Annotated in this window: 20 protein-coding genes and 1 pseudogene; 3 read left to right on the top strand and 18 right to left on the bottom strand. The window is 45.0% G+C overall.

The window, feature by feature from the left end:
• Window positions 1–9: 9 nt before the first annotated feature.
• The 5 genes and pseudogenes from fkpB to murJ form a co-directional block, all read right to left on the bottom strand.
• Entirely contained in the window at window positions 10–435 is a 426-nt protein-coding gene (gene fkpB, locus AR383_RS18210; protein WP_055734419.1) for an FKBP-type peptidyl-prolyl cis-trans isomerase, read from the bottom strand.
• Window positions 432–944: a signal peptidase II gene (lspA, locus tag AR383_RS18205; RefSeq protein ID WP_055734418.1), complete on the bottom strand. Its 513-nt coding sequence runs from the start codon at window positions 942–944 to the stop codon at window positions 432–434. Before lspA ends, fkpB begins: the two co-directional genes overlap by 4 nt.
• A complete protein-coding gene (gene ileS / locus AR383_RS18200) occupies window positions 937–3768 on the bottom strand; it encodes an isoleucine--tRNA ligase (protein WP_055734417.1) in 2832 nt (943 codons plus the stop codon). The genes lspA and ileS overlap by 8 nt, the downstream gene beginning before the upstream one ends.
• Window positions 3769–3788: 20 nt before the next feature.
• The gene (gene ribF, locus AR383_RS18195; protein ID WP_055734416.1) at window positions 3789–4727 is read right to left on the bottom strand and encodes a bifunctional riboflavin kinase/FAD synthetase; all 939 of its coding nucleotides are present in this window, start codon (window positions 4725–4727) and stop codon (window positions 3789–3791) included.
• 42 nt (window positions 4728–4769) lie between these two features.
• Window positions 4770–6247 (bottom strand): annotated as a pseudogene (murJ, locus tag AR383_RS18190) (murein biosynthesis integral membrane protein MurJ).
• A gap of 336 nt (window positions 6248–6583) precedes the next feature.
• Here murJ and rpsT point away from each other — a divergent pair.
• Window positions 6584–6844, top strand: coding sequence for a 30S ribosomal protein S20 (gene rpsT, locus AR383_RS18185; RefSeq protein ID WP_055734415.1), 261 nt, complete (start codon window positions 6584–6586; stop codon window positions 6842–6844).
• 87 nt (window positions 6845–6931) lie between these two features.
• Here rpsT and AR383_RS18180 read toward each other — a convergent pair whose 3' ends face one another.
• The 9 genes from AR383_RS18180 to rppH all read right to left on the bottom strand — a co-directional run bounded on the left by AR383_RS18180 (window position 6932) and on the right by rppH (window position 20397).
• Window positions 6932–7669 (bottom strand): hypothetical protein, encoded by a 738-nt coding sequence (locus tag AR383_RS18180; RefSeq protein WP_157051787.1) that lies wholly within the window; start codon window positions 7667–7669, stop codon window positions 6932–6934.
• A 164-nt stretch (window positions 7670–7833) separates the two neighbouring features.
• Window positions 7834–8127 carry an ArsR/SmtB family transcription factor gene (locus tag AR383_RS18175; RefSeq protein WP_055734413.1) on the bottom strand — a complete coding sequence of 98 codons (294 nt, stop codon included), beginning with the start codon at window positions 8125–8127 and terminating at the stop codon, window positions 7834–7836.
• Window positions 8128–8258: 131 nt separating this feature from the next.
• The gene (locus AR383_RS22540) at window positions 8259–12515 is read right to left on the bottom strand and encodes a PKD domain-containing protein (protein ID WP_055734412.1); all 4257 of its coding nucleotides are present in this window, start codon (window positions 12513–12515) and stop codon (window positions 8259–8261) included.
• Between the two features lie 504 nt (window positions 12516–13019).
• A complete protein-coding gene (gene nhaR / locus AR383_RS18165; protein ID WP_055734411.1) occupies window positions 13020–13964 on the bottom strand; it encodes a transcriptional activator NhaR in 945 nt (314 codons plus the stop codon).
• A 64-nt stretch (window positions 13965–14028) separates the two neighbouring features.
• Window positions 14029–15252, bottom strand: a complete 1224-nt coding sequence (gene nhaA, locus AR383_RS18160) for a Na+/H+ antiporter NhaA (protein WP_055734410.1) — start codon at window positions 15250–15252, stop codon at window positions 14029–14031.
• A 597-nt stretch (window positions 15253–15849) separates the two neighbouring features.
• Window positions 15850–16701, bottom strand: coding sequence for a thymidylate synthase (locus tag AR383_RS18155; RefSeq protein ID WP_055734409.1), 852 nt, complete (start codon window positions 16699–16701; stop codon window positions 15850–15852).
• A complete protein-coding gene (gene lgt / locus AR383_RS18150) occupies window positions 16698–17504 on the bottom strand; it encodes a prolipoprotein diacylglyceryl transferase (RefSeq protein WP_198150262.1) in 807 nt (268 codons plus the stop codon). Before lgt ends, AR383_RS18155 begins: the two co-directional genes overlap by 4 nt.
• 82 nt (window positions 17505–17586) lie before the next feature.
• Window positions 17587–19854: a phosphoenolpyruvate--protein phosphotransferase gene (ptsP, locus tag AR383_RS18145; RefSeq protein WP_055734408.1), complete on the bottom strand. Its 2268-nt coding sequence runs from the start codon at window positions 19852–19854 to the stop codon at window positions 17587–17589.
• A 3-nt stretch (window positions 19855–19857) separates the two neighbouring features.
• Window positions 19858–20397: an RNA pyrophosphohydrolase gene (gene rppH / locus AR383_RS18140; RefSeq protein WP_055734407.1), complete on the bottom strand. Its 540-nt coding sequence runs from the start codon at window positions 20395–20397 to the stop codon at window positions 19858–19860.
• A gap of 637 nt (window positions 20398–21034) precedes the next feature.
• Between rppH and mutH the strand changes: the two genes are divergently transcribed.
• Both mutH and AR383_RS18130 read left to right on the top strand, forming a co-directional pair.
• Window positions 21035–21703: a DNA mismatch repair endonuclease MutH gene (gene mutH, locus AR383_RS18135; protein ID WP_055734406.1), complete on the top strand. Its 669-nt coding sequence runs from the start codon at window positions 21035–21037 to the stop codon at window positions 21701–21703.
• A gap of 101 nt (window positions 21704–21804) precedes the next feature.
• A complete protein-coding gene (locus AR383_RS18130) occupies window positions 21805–22128 on the top strand; it encodes an isoamylase early set domain-containing protein (RefSeq protein WP_055734405.1) in 324 nt (107 codons plus the stop codon).
• Between the two features lie 53 nt (window positions 22129–22181).
• On the opposite strand, the gene rplS is transcribed toward AR383_RS18130, so the two are convergent.
• The 4 genes from rplS to rpsP are packed head-to-tail and all read right to left on the bottom strand — an operon-like array spanning window position 22182 to window position 24143.
• A complete protein-coding gene (gene rplS / locus AR383_RS18125; protein WP_055734404.1) occupies window positions 22182–22532 on the bottom strand; it encodes a 50S ribosomal protein L19 in 351 nt (116 codons plus the stop codon).
• 28 nt (window positions 22533–22560) lie between these two features.
• Complete coding sequence (gene trmD, locus AR383_RS18120; protein ID WP_373869464.1) at window positions 22561–23334, bottom strand: tRNA (guanosine(37)-N1)-methyltransferase TrmD; 774 nt, start codon at window positions 23332–23334, stop codon at window positions 22561–22563.
• An 8-nt stretch (window positions 23335–23342) separates the two neighbouring features.
• Window positions 23343–23873: a ribosome maturation factor RimM gene (rimM, locus tag AR383_RS18115; protein ID WP_055734403.1), complete on the bottom strand. Its 531-nt coding sequence runs from the start codon at window positions 23871–23873 to the stop codon at window positions 23343–23345.
• A gap of 24 nt (window positions 23874–23897) precedes the next feature.
• Window positions 23898–24143: a 30S ribosomal protein S16 gene (gene rpsP, locus AR383_RS18110; protein WP_055734402.1), complete on the bottom strand. Its 246-nt coding sequence runs from the start codon at window positions 24141–24143 to the stop codon at window positions 23898–23900.
• Between the last annotated feature and the right edge of the window lie 249 nt (window positions 24144–24392).

The following is a 24392-nucleotide window of genomic DNA, read 5'->3' as shown; positions in this document are numbered from 1 at the left end:
TATTACTCCTTAATTTACCGCTAAAATTTCTACTTCAAAAATGACGTTTTGGCCAGCAAGCGGATGATTAAAGTCCACTGTCACCGAATCGCCAGTAACGGCTCGCACAATGCCGGGAATTTCGCTGCCATTGGGTTGGGCGAAGGCAATAATATTGCCTTCTTCTGCGGGCGCGTCTTCTCCAAACTTACTACGCTCAAAATGCTGAATATTATCAGGATTGCTTTGACCAAAAGCTTGGTCGGCAGAGAGTTCAAACTGGCTTTTATCGCCGGGCTTTAAACCCAACAAGCACTGCTCAAAACCCTCACTTAAACTGCCATCGCCTATCACTAATTGTGCCGGCTTAGGGTAGTTATAAGTACTCTCGGCAATAGAACCATCACTCAGTTTCAACACGAAATGCAGCTCTACCTTACTTCCTTGCTGAATCATTTAGCATCCTTTGCTTTGGGAGAAAGAAAACTATCTAGTACTAATAACACTGCGCCAATACAAATCGCCGAGTCGGCAATATTAAATGAAGGCCAATGATAACTTCCCACATAAAAATCTAAGAAATCAATCACGTAACCAAACACGATGCGATCAAACACATTGCCAATAGCGCCACCCAAGACTAAAGCATAAGCAATCGCTGGTAGTTTTTGCTCGGCTGGCGTTTTCTTCATCCACCACAGTAACAAGGCACTCACTACCACCGCAATGGCAGTGAAGAACCAGCGCTGCCAGCCACCTGCATCACTTAAAAAGCTAAATGCGGCACCATAATTGCGTACTGAAACCAAATTAAAAAACGGCGTTATTGCCACTGACTCATAAAGGTCAAAGGTCTTAGCAATGGCTAATTTAGTTAGCTGATCCAGCGCAAACACCAGAACACTTAACCAAAGCCAACGCAGACCACTGCTATTGGCTTTACTTGCGGTAAGCTGACTATGCATAACGACGTTGCTCACCTTCACCCGCTACGTTAGTTACGCAACGTCCGCAAAGACCAGGATGTTCAGGGTTGCTACCCACATCTTCCCGATGGTGCCAGCAGCGCTCACATTTTTCAGCTTCAGCAACTTCTACAGTGACCTTAAGATTGCTTAGTTCAGTCTCTACCGCATCACTGCCAGCTTCAGCTAAAGGCTTAAGAGTGACATCAGAGGTTAATAATACGAACCGTAACTCATCACCCAATTGCGCTAGCACTTTCTCCAACTCTGCATCAACAAATAAAGTCACCTTGGCTTCCAAGGTTCCACCAATTTTCTTGTCACGACGCGCTTGCTCTAAGCTCTTATTCACTTCATCACGAATAGTGATCAGCTGAGCCCAAAACTCATCGTTAATACCGCTATCTTGCGCTAGGGCGCTTAAGCCTTCGTACCAAGTTTCGGTAAACACAAACTCGCTACGTTGCCCCGGTAAAGCTTGCCAAATTTCATCGGCGGTAAAGCTTAAAATCGGCGCAATCCAACGAGTCAGCGCTTCGGCAATATGATACAAGGCGGTTTGACATGAACGACGAGCAATACCATCGGCTTTAGCCGTGTATTGACGATCTTTGATGATATCTAAATAGAAGCTACCCAATTCGATTGAACAGAAGTGCATAAGCTTTTGATACACCACGTGGAATTGATACTGCTCGTAAGCATCAACAATCTCTTGTTGTACAGCAGCGGCGCGGCCAACTACCCAGCGGTCAAGCTCAACCATATCTTCCGCTGCAACAAGATGCTGCTCTGGCTCAAATCCGGCCAAGTTAGCCAACAAGAAGCGGGAAGTATTACGAATACGACGATAAGCATCGGCACTACGTTTAAACACTTCATCCGATACGGTCATTTCTGCCGAGTAGTTAGTTGAAGCAATCCATAAACGTAGGATGTCAGAACCAAGCTTGTTCCAGATATCTTGTGGCGCAATACCATTACCTAAAGATTTAGAGAACTTATGGCCATTGGCATCCACGGTAAAACCATGGGTTAATACTTGGCGGTAAGGCGCCTTGCCGCTGATAGCGGTTGAAATCATCAAGGACGATTGGAACCAGCCACGGTGTTGGTCAGAGCCTTCAAGGTACATATCGGCTGAATGACCATTAAATTCTTTACGTGCAGCGACTACGCTTGAGTGAGTCGAGCCGGAATCAAACCATACGTCTAAAGTATCTTCAACTTTACGGTATTGCTCTGCTTCATCACCTAACAATTCTGTTGCGTCTAAATCCCACCAAGCTTGAATACCGGTTTGCTCAACACGTTTCGCTACTTCTTCCATTAGCTCAACTGCGCGAGGGTGTAATTGATTAGTTTCACGATGAACAAACAAGGCAATCGGTACGCCCCAAGTACGCTGACGCGAGATACACCAATCTGGGCGATTTTCTACCATGCTTTCGATACGGCTTTGGCCCCATTCAGGGATCCACTGCGTTTTTTCAATCTCTTGCATCGCTTGCTTACGCAAACCATTTTGGTCCATGCTCACAAACCACTGCGGCGTGGCACGGAAAATAATTGGGGTTTTATGGCGCCAACAATGTGGGTAGCTATGACGGTAAGCATGGTGGTGTAATAAAGCGCCGGTTTCTTTAAGCTTCTCTACTACACTATCATTGGCTTTAAATACGTGCTGGCCAGCAAAAAACTCGGTATCAGCCAAGTACACGCCGTTATCCCCCACTGGGTTTGCTACTTCTAAGTGATATTTTTGACCTACCGCGAAGTCTTCTTGACCATGGCCTGGTGCGGTATGCACACAACCAGTACCAGACTCCGTAGTAACATGGTCACCCAAAATCACTGGAACGGTAAAGTCATAGAAGGGGTGTTTCAGTTGCACTAGCTCTAAATCTTGGCCCTGACAGTAACCCAAAGCATGGTAGTGCTTAGCGCCAAAGCGCTCAACACACTGCTCCATCAATTCTCGGGCTAAAATTAAACGCTCTTTACCCACTTCGGTTTCAATTTGCACCAACACATATTCAAGATGAGCATTTAAGGCCACCGCGCGGTTTGCCGGTAGCGTCCAAGGCGTAGTAGTCCAAATAACTGCAGAGATTGGGCCTTCACCACTGACACCATCAGGATGGGCAAACTTGGCTAATACCTGCTCTTCATCAACGGCGGTAAAACGTACATCAATAGCTGGAGAGGTTTTGTCTTCATATTCCACTTCAGCTTCAGCTAACGCACTACCACAATCAGTACACCAGTGAACTGGCTTTGAGCCTTGTAGTAGGTGGCCGTTATCGATGATTTTAGCCAAAGCGCGAATGATGTTGGCTTCGGTATCAAAGTTCATGGTGAGGTAAGGATTTTGCCAATCACCTAAAATACCCATGCGAATAAAGTCACTACGCTGCCCATCAATTTGTTTGGCAGCATAATCACGACATTTTTGACGAAATTCAGCAGCAGTAACCTTCTTACCCGGCTTACCGACTTTCTTCTCTACTTGTAATTCGATGGGCAGACCATGACAGTCCCAGCCAGGCACATAAGGAGAATCGAAATCAGACAAGGTTTTCGATTTAATGATGATGTCTTTGAGTACCTTGTTTACCGCATGACCAAGGTGAATATTACCGTTAGCGTAAGGAGGACCATCATGCAAAATAAAGCTTTTCTTACCTTTTTTGGCCTTTCTAATTTGGCCATACAGATCTTTTTCGTTCCAGCGTTTCAGCATGGCAGGTTCGCGGTTCGCTAAATTGCCTCGCATCGGGAATTCAGTTTCAGGTAGGTTAAGAGTATCTTTATAGTCGCTCATCGAATTACGTTTCCAGTCTATTACTCAGCAAGGCCATAGTAGGCTTTTGCTCGCTTAATATCGAGATCCACTTGAGTTTTTAAGGCCTCAAGCGAATCGAATTTTTGTTCATCTCGTATCTTTAACTGCGGTTCAACCACTAAGCGCTGTCCATACAGTGCGGCATCGAACTCAAATAAGTGAGCCTCTACCAATAAATCTTTTCCTGCGGCGGTAGGCCGCCAGCCAATATTAGCAATCCCTGAAAAGCGATGCTCGGGCTGATGTTCTATGTAGGCCTTAACAGCAAACACCCCATGGATTGGACATACATGACGCGCCACTTTTAAATTAGCCGTAGCAAAACCTAACTGACGCCCCAACTTTTGGCCGTGAATTACTTTGCCATTAAAGCTAAATCGGCGACCCAACAATTGCGCCACCGAATTAAAATCTGATTCAGCTAAGTATTGGCGCAATAGAGTACTACTGACGCGTTGCTGATTCATACAAAATGAATCGCTAGCGGTGAGCTCAAAACCAAACTCGGCTTTGGCCGCTTGCAGCAGAGCAAAATTGCCCTCACGCCCCTTGCCAAAATGAAAATCATCGCCCACGGCAAGGTATTTAACACCCAACAACTCCACCAATAAATGACGAATGAAATAGTCAGCGCTTTGCTGGGCAAAGGCATGACTAAAACGCACCACCAATAAGCGATCCACCCCTAGCGCTTTTAGCTGTTGGTATTTATCGCGAAAACGGCTAATTCGAGCTGGAGCTTGATGTTTAGCAAACACTTCTAGAGGTTGCGGCTCAAATATCATTACCACAGCCGGCAAGCTGCGCTGGCGAGCTTGTTCCACCAAACACTTAATCACCTGCTGATGGCCTAAATGCACACCATCAAAATTACCAATACTTAAAGCACAGCCATAATGGCGTGCTTTAATGTTGCGTATACCGCGAATTAACTCCATTCCGGCGCCTATTTCGTCAAAAACTCGCGGATTATAGCTTGTTTAGTCCCCAGTTACAGCCCCGAAACTGCTTTTCAAATGCGCTAAACGGATCCCTAATCCGAATAATAAAATCAGGTAGCCCAAAAACGCCGCGAAGATACAGATAATCAGTTGCAGCACACTCTGCGACCAAGTTAAATCAAACCACTCATTAGCAGAGGGGGATAAATAGCCTATAAGCCCACCCATCAATAGCGAAGCCACAACAATTTTAGCAATACAGAGTAAGGTCGCAGAACTTAAACGATACACCCCTTGGCGATATAGACCTCGATATAACAAACTAGCATTTAACAGGGCCGAAAGGGCCGTAGCTATCGCCAAACCTACATAACCATAAGGAATGGCAAAAATAAAATTGAAGCCCATATTGCTTAACATGGCGATAATGCCAATCTTTACTGGCGTTTTAGTGTCTTGACGCGAGTAATAGCCGGGCGCCAAGACCTTCACCAACATGAAGAACAGCAAGCCTCCGCTATAAGCCATCAAACTATAGGAAGCATTAAGGACATCTTGTTGATCAAAGGCACCTCGCATGAACAAGACCTGCAAAATAGGCTGGCCTAACATTGCCAAACCTATCGCCGCAGGGATCCCCAAGAAACACACCATGCGTACCGCCCAGTCCATGGTTTGTTGAAATTGCTGAGGACTTTTATCAACATGGCGCTGCGACAAACTGGGTAAAATCACCGTGGCGATGGCAATACCAAATAGGCCTAAGGGGAACTCCAATAAACGATCTGAATAGTACAACCACGAGATTGAGCCAGTCACCAGGAAGCTGGCAATCAGGGTATCCAGCAACAGGTTGATTTGACTGACCGATACCCCAAATAAAGCAGGAATCATCAGTGTACGTATTTTTACCACACCAGGATGGCGCCAACCCCAACTGGGTTTGCACAGCAGCTTCAACCTAAACAAGAAAGGTAGCTGAAACAGAAACTGTAACAAGCCACCAAAAAAGACCCCATGGCCAAACCCACTTCTGGCTGAGCCAACTGCGGTGATACCCACAGCGCAAAACCAATAATCACCACGTTGAGTAACACCGGAGTAAAGGCCGCCACAGCAAAACGACCAAAGGCGTTCAGAATGGCGCCAGATAAGCCGGTAAAAGTAACAAACCACAAATAAGGAAAGGTGATTTTCAACAAAAAGGCCGATAACTCGAATTTAGCGGCATCGGGGCCGTCATTCAGCCATGAAATAAACCATCCGGTACCAAATAACGCGGCAACTAAAGGAGAGCCTACTATCCCCAATAAAGTCACCACGCTTACCGCCGCGCCCAAGGTGCCGCTCACTTTGGCGACCAGCTGTCTGACCTCGTCTTCGCTACTGGTTTGCTTGTATTCAGTGAGAACCGGAACAAAGGCCTGGGCAAACGCGCCCTCGGCAAACAAACGACGCAAGAAATTAGGAATTTTATTGGCAAAGAAAAATACGTCCGCCGCCACTCCTGCGCCCATTAAATTGGCTATCACCACATCTCTGGCTAAGCCCAATACGCGGGAAATCAGCGTCATCGCACTTACAATGGCGCCTGATTTTAACAAAGTTCTACTCAATGCCGATTCCTGAAGCTAATTAATACAATTTCCTCTGCCCTAACATAAAAAATGCTGGTAGAATTGCGCCACAGTTTACCCGCCTATAAAGATCGATGCTACGGGCAGAGCAATTACTTCAGTTTTACTTGCTTGGATTTTATAGTTGGTTAAAAATTGTTTGACATAAACATGAAAAACGGGCATATTCCACGGCCTTTAAATTCATAATTCCAAGACAAAGTTCAGGAGTTACACTTGGCTAATATTAAGTCAGCTAAAAAACGCGCTATCCAAGCTGAAAAGCGTCGTCAACATAACGCTAGCCGTCGCTCTATGATGCGCACTAATTTGAAAAAAGTTATTGCAGCTATCGAAGCCGGCGATAAAGAAGCAGCACAAGTTGCATACCAAGCCGCTCAACCTGTTCTAGACCGTTACGCGTCTAAAGGTTTGATCAGCAAAAACAAAGCCGCTCGTCATAAGAGCCGCCTAGTTGCTAAAATCAACGCTCTTTAATCTAAAAATTAAGAGCTTGAAAAAAAACCGGCTTAAGCCGGTTTTTTTATGTCTAACAAAGCGCCTAACAGCTCAATATTATGAATTTTAGGCTATACGGGGTACTTCTTTCTTGAATCGTCTGAACACTCGTTTACCTGTCACCACCGATGGCAGAAAAAGATCAGTGAATTGCTCAATCAGATACACTCCTACGACAGTGCCTACTGCAGCAAAGATCAAACCCGAATTTAAACTACCGTCAGGAATATTAAGTACATGCTCTGATATCGCCCACAAGAAAGCCTTGAAAGGTTCTTCATAGAAGCGAAATCCTTCGCTCACATCACTCCCATAAGTGGAAAGAAAAGAGTAAACATAGGCGAGAACAAAGAAAGCTAAGGCGTACTCAAATAAGCGAACCAGTTTAGAAAATGTTCTTCCCAGTGCTCCGTACCCAGCCATGCCCATCGATGCTTTCGTTTTTGTATCTTTATCAACGAGAAAATAACCATCACTATGTCGATAAAGGGCAAAAGGAATAAAAGTTCCATCTTTATTATTTAGCGGGTAGTAAAATAGCCTCACCTGATCACCAGGCCTAATCTCAGTACGCTGGCTAAATGCAGCTATAAATACTTCTCCAGATTCACGGTCCCTAACTTTTAATACAGTTCGGCGAAAAGCCGTTGTTTTAGATTTATTGGTCGACGGGTCATGATCGGTATACAAAGTAGCATTATAGCTATTTTCAATAACCTCTCCTGCTATATGGCGAACCTCACAGTCTTTCGATAAAAACCCACTTCTAGCCTTAAATTTTAAAATTTTCAATAAAGATAACATAACCATCCATTGTGTTTGCTAACTACAACTATATAAAAATTAAGAAAAATACCCTATATGATATGGCGAGATACATAACCGAACAGTTTAAACTAGCCTAAGTGAATGCCAAAAAAGAAGCTGCATCAAAGCAACTCAGGCTCTAGCTTATCGGTCAGTCAACACTAAGCACAATACAGTTTATGTAATTGGCCTAATACAGCCTTCGCCTCTTCACTGGATAATGAATAGTAGATGGTTTGGGACTCTTTACGCGTGGCCACTAATTGGTCTTTTCGTAACCAAGCTAGGTGTTGTGATAAAGCAGATTGACTTAACTGAACCCGTTGATTCAATTCCCCTACCGTTAATTCACCCTCTAACAAATGACACAAAATCATTAAACGACTTTCGTTGGCAAGGGCTTTTAATAGCTTTAATGCCGGTTTGGCATTCTTCTGCATGTCTTCTATGTTCATCTTTCTACTCACTAGGGCCTTCATCGCAGACTATACGTGAATTAATCTCGACTCGCTAGATAGCGGCAGAATGATGAGAAAGCTTTAAACAAAAAAGCCGCTAAAAAGCGGCTTTTGTCGTTAAATATCGCTTACTGGGCGATAATTTGATATTGCATGGTAGCGTCATTTAACTCGATGATGTAATCACCAACCACATCGGTGTAAATATCTGAGCCTGTTTGCTCCACTACACCGTCGCTGTTGTTATCACCAAAGTTGTAAGACCAATCACCGTTCACATCAAACTTAAAGCGTTGATCTTGCTGACCATCAAAACTAACACTCACTTGCCAGGTATTGTTCGCCACCAAACTCATTGCCGCAGTTTGCCAACCGTTAGCGGTTCCACGGAAATACAATTGCTCGAAGTGACCACTGTAGTTGGCATTTGGGTCAATTACTTCAACCACTACCGAGGCTTGAGCAGTTTTACCACCATCATCAGTCACGGTAAGCGTCATGCCGTAAGAGCCCGCTGTATCGTAGGTTACAGTAGTGGTTTCTGTGGTAGCACCATTGCCCCATAAGTAAGCCGCAATCACCCCATCACTATCGCTAGAGCCCGCAGCACTATAGGTAATGCTTTGGCCAATATCGATTTGTATGGCCGAAGCCCCAATGATCGCAACCGGCGCATTATTGGCATAAAGCTCGCTAATGCTATAGCTCATGGTTTGGTCGTTCACTTCGATTAAGTAAGTGCCTACTACGCTGGTATAAATATCAGCGCCAGTTTGCTCCAAGCTGCCATCTGCACCATTGTCGCCGTAGTTAATACTCCAATCACCGTTAAGGTCAAACTTGAAGCGTTGGTCTGGTTGTCCGTCAAACTCTACTTGCAACTGCCAAGTATTATCGGCCACTAACTGCATTGCACTAGTCTGCCAAGCGTTAGCCGTACCACGGAAGTATAGTTGCTCGAAGTTTTTAGCTTTATCATCACCTGCAACGCTGAGTACTACTTCAGCACTGCTACTAACACCTTCGTTGTCTGTTACTGTTAGAGTAATCGTTTGAGTTTCATTAACCACTACGTCAATGCTTTGCGTAGTCGCTCCGGTGCTCCATAGATAACTGGCGATTGAACCATCTTGGTCGCTAGAATTAGCCGCACTCAAGGTAACCGTGGTACCCGCTGCTACGGTTTGGCTATCTGGAGAAATCACCGCCACAGGCGCAACATTAGGCGCTACCGTTAGGGTAACAGAGGTACTCGCTGTTTTACCTAGCTCGTCAGTCACCGTCAGGCTAATGGTTTGTGTTTCATTTACCGTTACAGTAATCGCTTCACTGCTTTCACCTGTGCTCCAAGCATAACTGGCAATAGATCCATCGCTATCACTTGAGCCTGCTGCGCTAAGAGTAACAACAGTGCCTTTAGTCACAGTTTGACTAGCAGGGCTAATCACCGCAACAGGAGCAGCGTTACCATCTAGGCCATCGGGGAGCCCTGCGGCAATGGCACCGGCGGCAACACTCCAAACACCATCACTGACTTGATAGTTTTGTCCGCCATTGTTGTCCCAAGCACCACTACAGTTGTTAGTAACAAACTCCAACTGAGTCTCGTCTACCAAATCAACTGTCAAGCTGTACCAGTTATCTCCCAAGCTTTGCATCTCTTCACCAGGCGCGGTAGTCCAAGTTACTGCACCATCCACAGTGTAATGCAAACAAACCTGTCCCCAGCCGTTAGTATCTTGATAATACACCGTGCTAGTTAAAGACTGCCCAGCAATACGATAAGTCACACTAGCAGAAGCCGTTTGGCCAACACTGTCGGTCACAGTGACCGAAATAGTCGTACGCTCATCAAGAGTCACGCTAATAGAAGGAGTGGTCTCACCAGTGCTCCATAAGTAACTAGCAATAGGGCCTTCTTCATCAGTTGAACCAGCTGCGCTTAGGGTTACCACGGTACCTGCTTCGACTTCACCGCCTGTGGCATCAATCACAGCAACTGGGCGTTTGTCACCTACTACTACATTGTCAGTGAAGAACATCGCTTCACCAGCAATCTCACCATTTAGGTCTTCAACAATTTGATTGCCTACAGCACTAAACTGACCAGCCCCCACATAAACCTGTTGGATTTCAGAACGGGTTACGTTGCCTTTACTATCGGTAGCTTCAATGTAGTAGTCCAACAACTGCTCTTGATACTGGTCGATGTAGCTAAAGTACATATTGCCAATCTTTTCAGCAGGAACCACTTCAAACATTTCCTTACCGCTAGGCTGCCAATCTACACCATTAATGTCACCACTAAGGTCTCGCTCGGTCATACTAAAGGTTTGCCATTCACCCACCCGTGATGGGTCAACGTTAGGATCGCTGGCATGGGCACTAGGATCATAAAGCTTGAAGGTTTTATCCGTAGCAGTAGCCCACTTGTCGGTGTGAACACGCACCTTCACTTTAATGTCTTGAATACCACTTACGTCGTAACCGTAGGTATAGATAGCAAACTTAGTATCGGCATAAACGGTTGCCCAACCTTCGGCCTTACTTGAGTTAGCACTACCTGGGTTATAGGGGTAACGTTGTGGCCACCAAATAGATGGGCCGGTTTGATCTTGGCTTAAATTAGCTTCCACATAAGGTTGAGTGAAGTGTAAAGACTGATTAAACGAAACAGTAGGTTTAACCCCGTCATCTACGTTTTCATCGTAGTAACCAAAACCTGAATCGATCGATGCAATTAAGAAGTACCAACCTAACTCAGCAGGGTTAGCGCCACCGGCGTAGTTATTCGCTGCATCCCCCTTAACAGGGTAAGACATCATCCAAGGGTTTAACTGGTTACCAGGGTAGGTGACTTCATTATCTAAGGCCGTAGTTGGGCTCCAATAATTTGGATTATTATCCAACCAAATTTGCTCAGCGGTTTTAGCATAGTTTTCAGCCGCTTGTAACAAGGCGAAGTTACGCTCTAAATAATGGTAACCCAGTTCCAGTGATACCATGTGCTGGCGAGTTGCCTCGAAATCAGTACCGTGAACGGTATTGAAATCAGCCATTTGTCCTGCCCACACGCCCATTGGAATGTGCCAGTGATACCACGTTGGATCGGCTGAAGAGTCTCGAGTATCAATCCAAGAACCATCTTGAACGTGTACTACATCGTCGGCAGGGATCGGGTAGGCTTGCAGGTATTCGTCAACCCCCATGCCTCGTACAGCGCTGTCAGCATAGGTAACATTGCCAGAGTTCGCCCAAGTACCGCCATCACCCGCTCGGCCTGATGAGTTATCGCCATCATGAGCAATGGTGAAGTATTGAGTACGACCAATTGATGCGGCATCGCCTTCAAAACCCTTTAATACATCGGCAGTAATCGAACCTTGATAACCTTCTTCCCAAGAACTCGCTTGCTCAACAGGGATCCCCGCTACCCTATGCTCTTCACCGGTTTCAGGGTCAACATATTGCACCCAGTGAGGAATAGAAGCGAAAGGAAATTTATTATAGGTAGTCTGCTGCTCATTAAACATGTGCAGCTCGGTCCATGCACCAATATCACTGACATTTTGTAAGTCAGCTCGGTTTGGTGGTGACACTAAAGTATCTTTACCTGGGTCATTAAGATAAGGGTAGTCTCGTAAGGTACGTGAATAGTGCACGTTACCCAATACCGACCACTCGATGCCCAACTTAGTTAGCGCTGGAATAATTCGCTCAGAGAACCCTAACTCGGTGGGGAAGAAACCTTTAGACGAGGTAAAAGAGTCGCCTAAGAAATAGTCTTGCGCCAAGGTCACATTTTGGTAGATCAAATCTTTTAAGAAATAATCATTACCTACCAAAGGCCCCATCGAGTGGTGGCCAGAGAAGTGAATGGTATCTAAGGCTTTATAACCATTAGTGGTTTTAGTGGCTGCTTGGGTATTACGCCAATAGTCGCCCCAGCCTAGGTTGTAACCACTAAGGTTTCCCAGCTCGGCAAAGCTTTGTACGTTATTGATCACCGACGCCGACATCGTCACATGGGTTTGACTCTGCGGATGATTACCATTGTTGCCTAAAGCCGTATCCATCGGCCAGCTAAGGTACGCACCAGTTTTAGCATGATGCTGATAGTAAGAGACTAAATCATCATGCGGCATGGGAGCGCCACTGCCTGGAATAAAAAATGTGTAATTAGCTGGAGGGTTGTTTTTGAGATTAATTACTTGACCGTCGTAGGTATAACGAATGGCTTCACCTACCGCCAGATTATCGTATTCACTTACGTCGTAATAAGGCCAAAAGTTTGGCATATGGTTGTGATAAATATGGGTTGCCGCAATTTCTGCCTGCGCAGAGATCGAGGCTGCCACCATACTTATGGCAAACACCTTTTTCATGATTTGCTTCCTTTCCCGCACTCGTCGCTCTCAAGCCACTCATACGTATTACTCGCCGTTAAAAATGCAGAAGCCAAACATGGGAAAGTTTAGTGTTAACCGAATTTGAATTGCCCAACTACCGTTCGTTTCTGCGCTTAGATGCCTTTCGCATCGCCAATTAAGCCCATTGAGATGGATGGGCTTAAGCGTTTCTGAACAACAGCTCTATTGCCGTAACGCAGAGCTAACAGAACGTTCATTTGACTAGTCTTTGCTAGCCATTTATTGGAGTTGACTCAATAGCAATGGAGAAACCGAGCCTTTGAGTCGAAATCGTGTTGATATGTTTTCGATGGAGAGTAAGAGTTGAATGACGAATAATTAAGCGCTTTTTATTATAAAAACGTTTAACTTCAAAAAAACATGGCACTAAAAGCTAAAACATCGAGCTAAATCACATGAAAAAAAGCTATAAATATCAATTAACTGCTGTCAAATTGCATTTAAATAACACAATTAGTGCTAATTATTGGGATCCGCAAAATTTAGTATTTCAGCTTCGTCTTGTAATTGTCGCTGACCAGAAAACAAACTCGAAAAGTCGCTATTACATAGCTGTTGAACCGAGGGATGTTGAATCATCCGCTCAGCAAACAATAGGTGGTATTCCTCGGTCAATTCTTTAGCTATACCAATTAAACGCGTATTGGGATTAGCTAAAATCTCTTCGGTGTAAATAGCCGGTGCGACAAAAATACCATCGGTATACGCACCAAAGGCTTTCATTAAGGCAGCGTCATCAAATTCACCCAATACCGATACATTTAAGCCCAAGCCATCAAACCATGTAGACAACTTTCTGCCTAAGGCACTGGTACGAGAGGGTAATAACAAGCTGCGCTGTTCTAAGCAGGCAGGGAAATCGAGAGTAGGTAGCGGTTCGTTCGCAAAAAAAGCAATGCTGCTCTCACCCAGCTTTTTACTTAGTACACCGTTTTGCTGCGCATGATCTAATCCACAGTCAGACAAAATCATATCAAGCTTATGTTCGGCTAACTGCGACAGTAATAAGTCATGGGTAGACTCCACGCAGCGTAAGCGGATGTTACCATTGGGCGGCACAGCAGAGAGTAAAATACGGCTAGCAAGTCGCTTAGACAAAGCATCAGCCACCCCTACTTCAAACAGCAGCTTCTCCTGCTGGGAATAATTCACAATATCTAACATTTCGTAGCTTAGACTAAACATGCGGTCCGCATAACGGTAAACCAGATGGCCAAGCTCGGTGGGGGTAATTTTAGGCCCACGCCGAATAAACAATTCACCGGAAAAACGCTGCTCTAATAACTTAATTTGTCCGGTGACCGTTTGTGGAGTAAGAAACAGAGCCTCTGCGGCGGCCGTAACCGAGCCACGCTTATAAGTCATCCAGAAGTAATACAGGTGATTATAATTTAAATGTGACATGCTCCACCTACAAACAAACCCCGATAACGGGGTTTGTCTACACTAAAAATGACGACCTTCAATACTAGATGGAAGGATTTTGGGCTGTATCAGCTGTCTCGCCATATTGTGGTAGTTGCTTACTAGCCTGCTCGGGAGTTGACCAACGTAGCAAACCATAACCTAGCACGGCGGCACTGATAGAGCCTGCCAATATAGCTAAACGCGACAAGGCTATCAAATCAGTTTGTCCGCTAAAGGCCAATGACGAGATAAATATCGACATAGTAAAGCCAATGCCACACAGCATGGAGGTGGCAAACAACTGCATATTGTTAGCCCCTTCTGGCAACTTGGCCAAGCCAACCCGAATGGCTAAACGACTGGCAGTATAAATACCTAAAGGTTTGCCCACCAGCAAGCCAAGCACTACCCCCAAAGCCAGTGGACTGTGGAAGCTTTCCAAGCTGATTCCCGCCAAAGGGACCCCTGCATTGGCGAAGGCAAAGATAGGTACAATAATGAAACTCGAAGCCGGATGCAGCGCATGTTCTAGTTTCTTCAGTGGAGAACCACCAGACTTGGCCTTAATGGGTAGCATGAAGCCTACAATCACCCCAGCTAAGGTGGCATGAACGCCCGATTTCAATACGGCAACCCATAACACCGTACCTAAAATTAAATAAGCCGTTAAACCACCATGACCACGACGATTTAATAGGTACAAGCCGAGGGTGGCAAAGGCCGCCCAAATGGCAGGAACAATCGCTAACTCACTGGTATAGAACAAAGCGATAACAATAATCACGCCCAAGTCATCGGCAATGGCTAAAGCCAACAAGAAAACTTTTAAGCTCGCTGGAACGCGTTTACCGAGTAAGGCCATCACACCCAACGCAAAGGCAATATCAGTCGCAGCAGGAATCGCCCAGCCCTTGGCTAGCTCAGCGTCGCCCATATTGAATAGCAAATAGACTAATGCAGGAACCACCATACCACCAACGGCGGCAACAACCGGCAATAGCGCCCGCTCTTTAGAAGATAAAGCGCCTTCAATTAACTCGCGTTTTACTTCTAAACCAATCACTAAGAAGAAAATCGCCATTAAACCATCGTTAATCCAAAGCAATAAGGGCTTATTAATATCAAGCTCGGCGATGCGAACCTGTAAAGGAGTATCTAAGAAAGCAAAGTAAGCTTGTGACAACCAAGCATTATTTGCCATAAACATAGCCACGGCAGCAGCTAGCATTAGCAAAATACCACCAGCAGCTTCCATCTTTAAAAAGCGTTCAATAAATGACTTCATAACAGCTCACAATGAAAAATGAATAATCATTTTACTGAGCAAGGAGTTAAAACATATTCATTTCTAATTGCGCTTATCATCGGTATTTCCGAAGATAATTAAGATAAGAAAAAGTTTAACCAGAGGTTAACAAAAACTTGGTGAGCTAACGCAAACAAACCTTGCTGCCAATTTTCGGCTCCACTCCACTAATCGCAAGCAATAAAGCCTAATAACTAAACAGCCCCTACCTACACTACAAAAAAGAAACTTACTATTTGGCAACACTTCAGCCGCAAATAAACCGCGCTAATACTCAGCGAGCGTGAGGCCAAAACCTTCCTTGTTTTTACTAAAGCCCAATATTAAGCAGCTAATTAAATTAAACAGGGCTGGTTTTGCTGAGCGTTTACACCGCAAATAAGGCTGCTTAGCGAGCCACTTTTCAACATGGCTAAGCAAACAAAAATGAAAGGCTGGCCGTTCTTCGAATTGCTCGAAAAGCCATGCGTCTACGGTAAAACTGAGCGTTAAGCAAAAAAAAGCCCTTCACAAAACTGAAGGGCATTTTCAAGACCGGTAGCCTACTTAGCAGCATAAGGTCGCTACCAAGCAGCTCTATACCGAGAAGGGATAGGCTATCGCATCATGGTACTGGTAACCACTGACTTCAAAATCATCTAGGGTCACCCAGGTTTCTAAATCTTCTAAGGTTTTAATGTCTGGGTTAATATGCAGCTGCGGCGAAGCATAAGGCTCACGTTTCAACTGTACCTCTTTCATCAATGACAACTGATCTTCATAAATGTGCGCATTAACAATCTTATGGTAAGCCTTACCCGGCTTGTGCCCGGTAATTTGCGCCATTAAAGCCAAGAAGGTAAACACCTGGATCTGGTTGAAATTTTGCCCAAGCGGCACATCACAAGAGCGCTGTGATGAGGTCAGATACAAGGTATCACCCAATAAGGAAAAGGTATGGGTGTGCATACAAGGGCGTAAACAGCCTAGATGAAATTCACCGGGGTTGTAAAAAGATAGGATCTCACCACGGTCATCGATGCCTTGCGACAAGTCATCAACAATTTTACGTAACTGGTCGATACTGCCGCCATCGGGTTTACGCCAAGAGCGGCCTTGTACACCATAAACCCGCCCCATATCATTTTCACCTTTACGCGCAGGATTATTCAGCCAGGCTTGGTTTTCATTGGCGTTAGCCAACCAGGTAGGGGTGCCTAGAGCTTTGAAGTCGGCGGCATTATCTAAACCGCGAATGTAACCCAATAGCTCGGCAATAGCCGCTTTCCAATAGCTTTTTCGGGTAGTCACCAGAGGAAATTGATTATTGGCTACATCATACTCCAAATCTGCGTTAATCACCGTTAAGCAACGCTTACCAGTGCGTTCGTTTTCTACCCAAATACCTTCATCAACGATCCGCTGACAAAGCTCCAAATACTGTTTCATGCAGTTCTCTCTTTACCCACGCGGCGATAAGCCCAAGCGATAAATATTCCACCAAAAATTATCATCGGTAACGACAATATCTGCCCCATACTCATGCCAAAACTTAACAAGCCTAGGTGACTATCAGGTTCGCGGAAGAATTCAATAATAAAGCGGAAGCAACCATAGCCCAATAAGAAGGCGCCAGAAACAGCCCCCATAGGTGGTTTACGTTTAGCGTAAGCCAATAACAGCAGTAACAGCAGCACGCCCTCTAAGGCAAATTCATAGAGCTGCGAAGGGTGTCTGGCGATGGGGCCACCGCTTGGAAAAACCATGCCCCAAGGCATATCGGTAGCCCTGCCCCATAACTCACCATTGATGAAGTTGCCTAAACGACCCGTGGCTAAACCAAAAGGAATCAAGGGAGCAATAAAGTCGGCAACAGTAAAGAAATGCCGCTTAGTCTTTTTAGCAAACCATAGCATGGCGGTAATCACACCTAACAAGCCGCCATGGAAGGACATGCCACCAGTCCAAATCTTAAATAGGTAGAGGGGATCGTCTAAAAAATGCGGGAATTGGTAAAATAATACATAACCCACTCGGCCACCTAAAATCACCCCGATAAAACAATAAAACAATAAGTCACTGACTTCGGCACGGGTCCAGCCACTTTTTGGTTTATCTGCGAGACGGCCACCTAGCCATAAAGCAAACAAGAAACCAAATAGGTACATTAAGCCATACCAGCGTACAGCGAGAGGCCCGATGCTGATAGCAATAGGGTCTATCTCGGGAAATTGCAAAGGTGTAGACACAATAAAAAGCTCTATTTAAGGACTAAAAAGAATGGGCATTTTGCAGTGAAAGCGCTCATGACACAAGCGATTAGCAAAACCAAACTCAATGTTTACTCACTCGCACTAACTGCGATAAGTCGCGCTGTTCCAGATAACGAAATAGCAAACTATAAATTGCCGACCCGCTTTGGCTTTGCAGAATTTGTTCACCCAACGCGCTCAACTCAGCCACATCAACATGACGAATAATGTATTTAATTTTAGCCAAGTTGAAACTAGACATGCTCAAACGGCGATAACCCAGCGCTAATACCAATAAAGCCCCCACCGGATCGCCCGCTAGCTCACCACAGAAGCTAACTGGTATAGCATGCTGATTAGCCTGCTCAATAATTTGTTTAAGTGCTCGTACCACCGCCGGATGAAAGGTATTAAATAAGCCTGCGACTCGGGTATTGTTTCGGTCCACCGCCAATAAGTATTGGGTTAAATCGTTACTCCCCACCGACCAAAAGTCTACCCGCTGGGCCAACTCGGGTAGCACAAATAGCACCGAAGGCACTTCCAACATCACCCCGTGTTTCGGCCGTTCTGGTTCTTCGTCAATTCCCAGTTCGTCAAGCACCTCAACCCAAGCTTGCTCTAGTAAACGCGAAGCTTCATCCACTTCATTTAAACAACTGATCATTGGCAACATAATCGATAAGTTGCCACATTCAATGGCAGCTCGATACATAGCCCGCGCTTGAACCAAAAAGATTTCAGGGTGATCGAGCGTTAAACGAATGCCTCGCCAACCAAGAAAGGGATTTTCTTCCACAATAGGAAAATAAGGTAACTGTTTATCACCACCCACATCCAGCGTGCGCATGCATACGTTTTTGTCGCGGTAACTGTTTAAGATATCGCGATAACGCATAAACTGTTCGTCTTCTGAAGGGAAACGGTCCTGCATCAAAAAAGGCACTTCGGTTCGATACAAACCTACACCATCGGCGCCAGCGTTAATCGCAATATCACTATCGGCACTCAAACCGGCGTTTATCAGCATCTCAACTTCTAGGCCATCAAGACTCATTGCGGGTTTATCTAAATCTTGCTGAACCAGCGTATTTAACTCACTTTCTTGAGCCAATAAGGCGAGGTATTCATCTCGAACAATCTTGTCAGGCTCAACAAATAACTCGGCTGAATAACCATCCAAAATAAGCTCGCAGCCACGCAGTTTATTGATGTCGAAACTCAAGCCCATCAGCGCAGGGATCCCCATTGCTCTAGCTAAAATAGCAGCATGAGAATTAGCAGCGCCCCGCTGTGAGATAACCCCTGCTAAGAATTGACGAGGGATCTGCGCAAACATGGTCGCCGTAACTTCTTCCGCGACCACAATCACCGGCTCAGTAGGAAACATCTCCGCGCTAGGGCCCAATAACAAAGCATGTAGCAAACGTAAGCCTACGTCTTTAACATCTACCGCACGCTCTTTAAGATAAGGGTCACTCATCTCGGAGAATTGTTGCACATAGTGCTCAACCACCATGCGCAAGGCCCCTTCAACCTGATAACCCTGTTTGATTTTATTACGAATATCGCCCGCTAAACTGGCATCGGCCAACATGTGTTGATATAGGTCGAAAATAGACGCCACATCTTTAGGCAGCTGTTCCGACAACTTAATCGCTAGGCTATGAAATTCTTCACGAGTGATTTCTAAAGCAACATTAAAGCGCTCTAATTGGTGCTCTATATTATCGGTTTCAATAATTTGCTGTTGCTCTAGCTCGCCGCTGGAGCGGTTAATCCAAGCCTTAGCAATAGCGATACCACTGGAGCTAGAGCCCGCCTTAATGGCTTTAAGTCGTTTGCGTTGATTGGGCTCACTAAGCACTGTCTGAAAATCAGTATTGGCTAAAACCCCGGCCAAATGAGCCGCGAGTGTGACCAAAAAAGATTCTTCACTTTGATCGTAACTACGCGCTTGCGATTGTTGAACGACCAATACACCCAGCACCTTGCGATGGTGGGTTATGGGGGTACCTAAAAAAGAGAGAAAGCCTTCTTCTGCGGTTTCTGGAAGGTATTTAAAATGGGGGTTACTTCTAGCATCGGCTAGGTTAATCGGCTCTTCTCGCACCGCCACCTGACCCACCATGCCCTCTCCTAAGGGCATGCAAGCCTTACCAACAGCTTCTTGAGCCAAACCATCTGTTGCCCGCAGTACCAACAGTTGTTGCTGGGGGTCGGTAACATAAACCGAGCAACAGTCAGTTTTCATGGTATGGCGAATTTTTTGCACCAGTATCGCCAATGCGCCGTCAAGAGAATCCGCATTACTTACCTGTTCAACAATGGCACGTAACTCTCCTAACACTGACTATGCTCCCTTACGTTTTTTAAAGCGCCGCCGCTTGTCTTTTCCTTGGCTTTTCTCGGAACGATTAAACGGCATAGCCGTACTCACAAACTCTTTTAGCGCGCGACGATATACTTCTCGCTTGAATGATACCACTTGGCGAACCGGGTACCAAAAACTCACCCAGCGCCAATCATCAAACTCAGGGTGACCACAGCGATCAAATTTAATATTAGATTCTTTGCCAACAAGACGCAGCAAAAACCACTTTTGTTTTTGTCCGATACAAACAGGCGGACTATCCCAACGAATGAGGCGTTTTGGTAACTTATAACGCAGCCAATGTCTGGTTGTTGCTAAAATTTTCACATCTTTCGGCAACAAGCCGACTTCTTCATGCAACTCACGATACATCGCTTGTTCGGCGGTTTCGCCCTCGTCAACTCCGCCCTGAGGAAACTGCCATGAATGTTGGCCACATCGACGGGCCCACAAGACTTGACCACGCTGATTACAAATAACGATGCCTACGTTGGGACGATAACCATCCCCATCAATCACTGAAACAACCTTCAGCTGAAAACTATAGATAAGTTGATTCTTTCACAGAAACTGAAACACAGCAAATACGACTATCACAAAGGAGTTAATTTGTAGAAATACTCGCTTGCTTAAAGTTATTCGATTTATCTGTGAGAAAAGCTGTGCATAACTTGGGTTAAACCAAATATGGAATATTGCAAAGTACAAAAACTTTAAAGAAACGAAAAACTGAAATATAAAAAATACATTTAAATCATTAAGTTAAGAAGAGCTTAATAACAAAAAGCCGATATTAGTAAAACTCCATGCTGTTTATAAGTTCAAGCGCTCAAAAAACACACAAGCCTTAAAAACACCAAGTTATCTTCATCATTAAGTTTATAAATTATACAAACTGAGTTAAAACGAAGCATTCTGTGCATAAAAACAAAGTTAATAACAGTTAAAGATAGTTATCCATAAAATATGTGCATAACACTGTTCATAAGTGTACATAAGCCCTGAATAAACCTAAATAGCCTCCAACAAAGACCAAGAAAAAGGCATAAAACTCATTTTAATCATAGACTTAAGGATTAGAGTAAAACTAACAAGCCACTACTGCATTTATTGGCCAGCTTCTATACAATGGTGTTTTTTCTTATCAAAAGTCAGCATGCTAGCCAAACCCAAAAGCGAAGCCGAATTATTACAACGCGCTCAATCTCTAGCCGGCTTTAGCCTGGGTGAACTGGCGCAGCGTGAAGGTTTTAGCATCCCTAAAAACCTAAAACGAGAAAAGGGCTGGGGAGGTCAACTGATCGAATGGTGTTTGGGAGCCAGCGCTGGCAGTAAACCCATTCAAGACTTTCCCGAACTAGGTATAGAACTAAAAACCATTCCCATTGATAGCCAAGGTAAACCGCTGGAAAGTACTTACGTATGCATTACCCCGCTATGTCAGGTCACCGGGCTTACTTGGCACAGCAGTAATGTGTATAACAAGCTATCCCGAGTACTGTGGATCCCCATTTTAGCCGAGCGGCAGATCCCTGTTGAGCAACGCGTTGTGGCCACCCCTTTACTTTGGAGCCCCAGCGCTGCCCAAGAACAGTTACTGCGCGAAGATTGGGAAGAACTGATGGATATGATCGCCTTTGGCCAAATCGAGCAGATCACCGCTCGCCATGGTCAAGTATTGCAATTACGCCCCAAAGCCGCTAACAACAAGGCTCGAACCGATGCCATTGGCCCCAATGGTCAAATAATTCAAACCCTGCCACGCGGTTATTATCTCAAAACTCGCTTCACCGCCGAGCTGTTACGTCAACACTTCCAACTATAAAAAAATCAATCAACTATTGACCAAGCTCTCACTTTTTTGAAAGAATCGATATTGGTCACATAGTATACGGATTTACTTTAGCTCTCGGAGGAGAACCCACCATGCCATTGAAGAAGCAATACTTAAAATCAAAACCAGAAGTCAAAGTCACATTTGAAGTTGAGAAAGAAGCCACTCAAGATGCCGAACAGATTTTTCTGCTGGCAGAGTTTAACCAGTGGCAACCCATCGAAATGAGCAAATTGAAAAGTGGGAAATTCAAGACTGTAGTAAACGTTCCTACCGATCAACAAGATGCTTACCAGTTCAAATACAAATTGTGTTTGGAAGGTGGAGCGGAGGCTTACGACAACGACTGGGAAGCCGATGCTTATCAACCTAATGGCGTGGATGGTGACAATTCTGTATTACAAGTCGCCCAGTAATTAGCCAAAAAAAAGCCCGCATACGCGGGCTTTTTTGTCTCGAAGAAAAGGGCTTATTTAGCCAACTTTTCTTTAATACGTGCTTTCTTACCAGAAAGTTCACGTAGGTAGTAAAGCTTAGCACGACGAACGTCACCACGACGCTTAACAGTAATGCTTTCAATTAGCGGGCTATGAGTTTGGAATGCACGCTCTACGCCTTCACCGCTTGACATTTTACGTACAGTAAATGCAGAGTGTAAACCACGGTTACGCTTAGCAATTACCACACCTTCAAACGCCTGTAGACGCTCACGGTTACCTTCTTTTACTCTAACCTGTACTACTACTGTATCACCAGGTGCGAACGCAGGTACGTCCTGCTTCATTTGCTCTTCTTCGAGCTGTTTAATAATGTTGCTCATTACACTTTTCCTAGAATTAACTGAATCTTTATTTATTATCCAAGAGCGTTTGCTCTTGAATGAACTCAGCAAGAATTTTTTCTTGCTTGTCAGTCAGAGCTAGATTCTCCAATAACTCCGGTCGCCTCAAATAGGTTCGCCCAAGTGCTTGTTTATAGCGCCATTCTTCAATTTTTTTATGGTTACCACTGAGCAATACCTCGGGTACTGCCTTACCATCCAAAACTTCTGGACGAGTATAGTGTGGACAATCCAACAATCCATCAGAGAATGAATCCTGCTCGGCTGAAGCGCTATCCCCCAATACTCCCGGAATTAACCGCGAGACGGCGTCTATCATATTCATTGCCGGCAGCTCACCACCACTTAGCACATAGTCACCAATCGACCATTCTTCATCAACTTCGGCTTGAATCAAGCGTTCGTCAATGCCTTCATAGCGACCAGCAACAATAATCAACTTTTGTTGTTGAGCTAACTCTATTACTCCATCTTGCTTCAAGGTACGCCCTTGTGGTGACATGTAAATCACCTTAACCCCATCACCAGCAGCCCGTTTAGCAGCATGAATCGCATCCCGTAAAGGTTGCACCATCATTAACATGCCAGGTCCACCGCCGTAAGGTCGGTCGTCCACCGTACGATGTTTATCGTGGGTGAAATCACGAGGATTCCAACACTCAATTTGAATCAGGCCACGTTTTACCGCTCGCCCGGTCACACCGTACTCGCTTATAGCAGAGAACATTTCAGGGAATAGACTAACTATTCCTACCCACAAACGTGGTGTCTGCTCAGCCATAAGGAAACCTAGAAACTAGGATCCCAATCAACAGTAATAGTTTGAGACTCGCGATCGACGTTATCAATTATCTGAGACTCTACGAACGGAATTAACCGTTCTTTTTTGCCAAAGGCATCTTTTAAATTGGCCTTCACAACCAAGACATCATTCGAGCCAGTTTCCATTAAATCGGTCACTTGCCCTAAGTTATAGCCGCTTCGGTTAACCACTTGCATGTCGATAAGATCACGCCAGTAGTACTCGTCTTCAGCCAATTCAGGTAGACTTTCCGGCAAAGCCGCAATATCCATCCCGGTTAAACTCTGCGCTTGTTCTCTTACATCAAAGCCCGCAAGCTTAACGATGAAAGATTTACTGTGACGCCGCCATTCTGTCACTTCAATTGAAGTATATTCGCCAGAACGACCTATCAACCAAGGCTGATAGTTAAATACAGCTTCTGCATCTTCGGTGAACGAGTTAACTTTAAGCCAACCTTTAATGCCGTAAACAGCACCTAAGCGGCCTATGACGATGGGCTGTTGATTGTTGCTCATCTAAACTCCACCAAAAATATTCAATTAAGCTGCTTTTGAATCTTTGATTAGCTTAGCTACACGGTTAGAAACCGCTGCGCCTTGACCAACCCAGTGTTCAATGCGGTCATGCTCTAAGCGTACACGCTCTTCTTGACCTCGTGCGATCGGATTGAAAAAACCTAATTTTTCAATGAAGCGACCGTCACGTGAATTACGGCTATCAGTAACAACTACTTGATAGAATGGACGCTTTTTAGCGCCGCCACGTTGCAAACGAATGGTAACCATATCGTCCTCATACTAGTTAAAAAATTTAAGGTCCCAAAACTGGGAACCCGCTAATTGAAGCCGCGGAATTGTACTCCTTTTTTGCTCAAATGCAAGCCAAAGCCACTATAGTGTGGCTCATCCTTTCTCCCCCAGCCCAAATAAGCTAAAGATTAGGCGCAGCTTAAGCCAGCTAAGGGGCTTCAGCCTACCACCCAAGCCGTGAACAGCCTTTGACAATTCAGCAATGCTCGCCCACCATAAGCGCCC

Origin of the sequence: Agarivorans gilvus (genome assembly GCF_001420915.1) — a bacterium.
In the GTDB taxonomy this organism is placed as follows: Bacteria; Pseudomonadota; Gammaproteobacteria; order Enterobacterales; family Celerinatantimonadaceae; genus Agarivorans; species Agarivorans gilvus.
Note: the sequence above shows the minus strand (reverse complement) of the source record. Positions and strands in the feature narration are given on the sequence as shown.

What these genes read in the sequence shown, in the direction of transcription:
- ribF (WP_055734416.1), bottom strand. Translation starts at nt 4,727, where the DNA reads ATGGAGTTAATTCGCGGTATACGCAACATTAAAGCACGCCATTATGGC.
- AR383_RS18130 (WP_055734405.1), top strand. Translation starts at nt 21,805, where the DNA reads ATGCCATTGAAGAAGCAATACTTAAAATCAAAACCAGAAGTCAAAGTC.
- AR383_RS18180 (WP_157051787.1), bottom strand. Translation starts at nt 7,669, where the DNA reads ATGTTATCTTTATTGAAAATTTTAAAATTTAAGGCTAGAAGTGGGTTT.
- rplS (WP_055734404.1), bottom strand. Translation starts at nt 22,532, where the DNA reads ATGAGCAACATTATTAAACAGCTCGAAGAAGAGCAAATGAAGCAGGAC.
- AR383_RS22540 (WP_055734412.1), bottom strand. Translation starts at nt 12,515, where the DNA reads ATGAAAAAGGTGTTTGCCATAAGTATGGTGGCAGCCTCGATCTCTGCG.
- trmD (WP_373869464.1), bottom strand. Translation starts at nt 23,334, where the DNA reads ATGGCTGAGCAGACACCACGTTTGTGGGTAGGAATAGTTAGTCTATTC.
- AR383_RS18155 (WP_055734409.1), bottom strand. Translation starts at nt 16,701, where the DNA reads ATGAAACAGTATTTGGAGCTTTGTCAGCGGATCGTTGATGAAGGTATT.
- rpsP (WP_055734402.1), bottom strand. Translation starts at nt 24,143, where the DNA reads ATGGTTACCATTCGTTTGCAACGTGGCGGCGCTAAAAAGCGTCCATTC.
- nhaR (WP_055734411.1), bottom strand. Translation starts at nt 13,964, where the DNA reads ATGTCACATTTAAATTATAATCACCTGTATTACTTCTGGATGACTTAT.
- rimM (WP_055734403.1), bottom strand. Translation starts at nt 23,873, where the DNA reads ATGAGCAACAATCAACAGCCCATCGTCATAGGCCGCTTAGGTGCTGTT.
- fkpB (WP_055734419.1), bottom strand. Translation starts at nt 435, where the DNA reads ATGATTCAGCAAGGAAGTAAGGTAGAGCTGCATTTCGTGTTGAAACTG.
- ileS (WP_055734417.1), bottom strand. Translation starts at nt 3,768, where the DNA reads ATGAGCGACTATAAAGATACTCTTAACCTACCTGAAACTGAATTCCCG.
- AR383_RS18175 (WP_055734413.1), bottom strand. Translation starts at nt 8,127, where the DNA reads ATGAACATAGAAGACATGCAGAAGAATGCCAAACCGGCATTAAAGCTA.
- nhaA (WP_055734410.1), bottom strand. Translation starts at nt 15,252, where the DNA reads ATGAAGTCATTTATTGAACGCTTTTTAAAGATGGAAGCTGCTGGTGGT.
- lspA (WP_055734418.1), bottom strand. Translation starts at nt 944, where the DNA reads ATGCATAGTCAGCTTACCGCAAGTAAAGCCAATAGCAGTGGTCTGCGT.
- mutH (WP_055734406.1), top strand. Translation starts at nt 21,035, where the DNA reads ATGCTAGCCAAACCCAAAAGCGAAGCCGAATTATTACAACGCGCTCAA.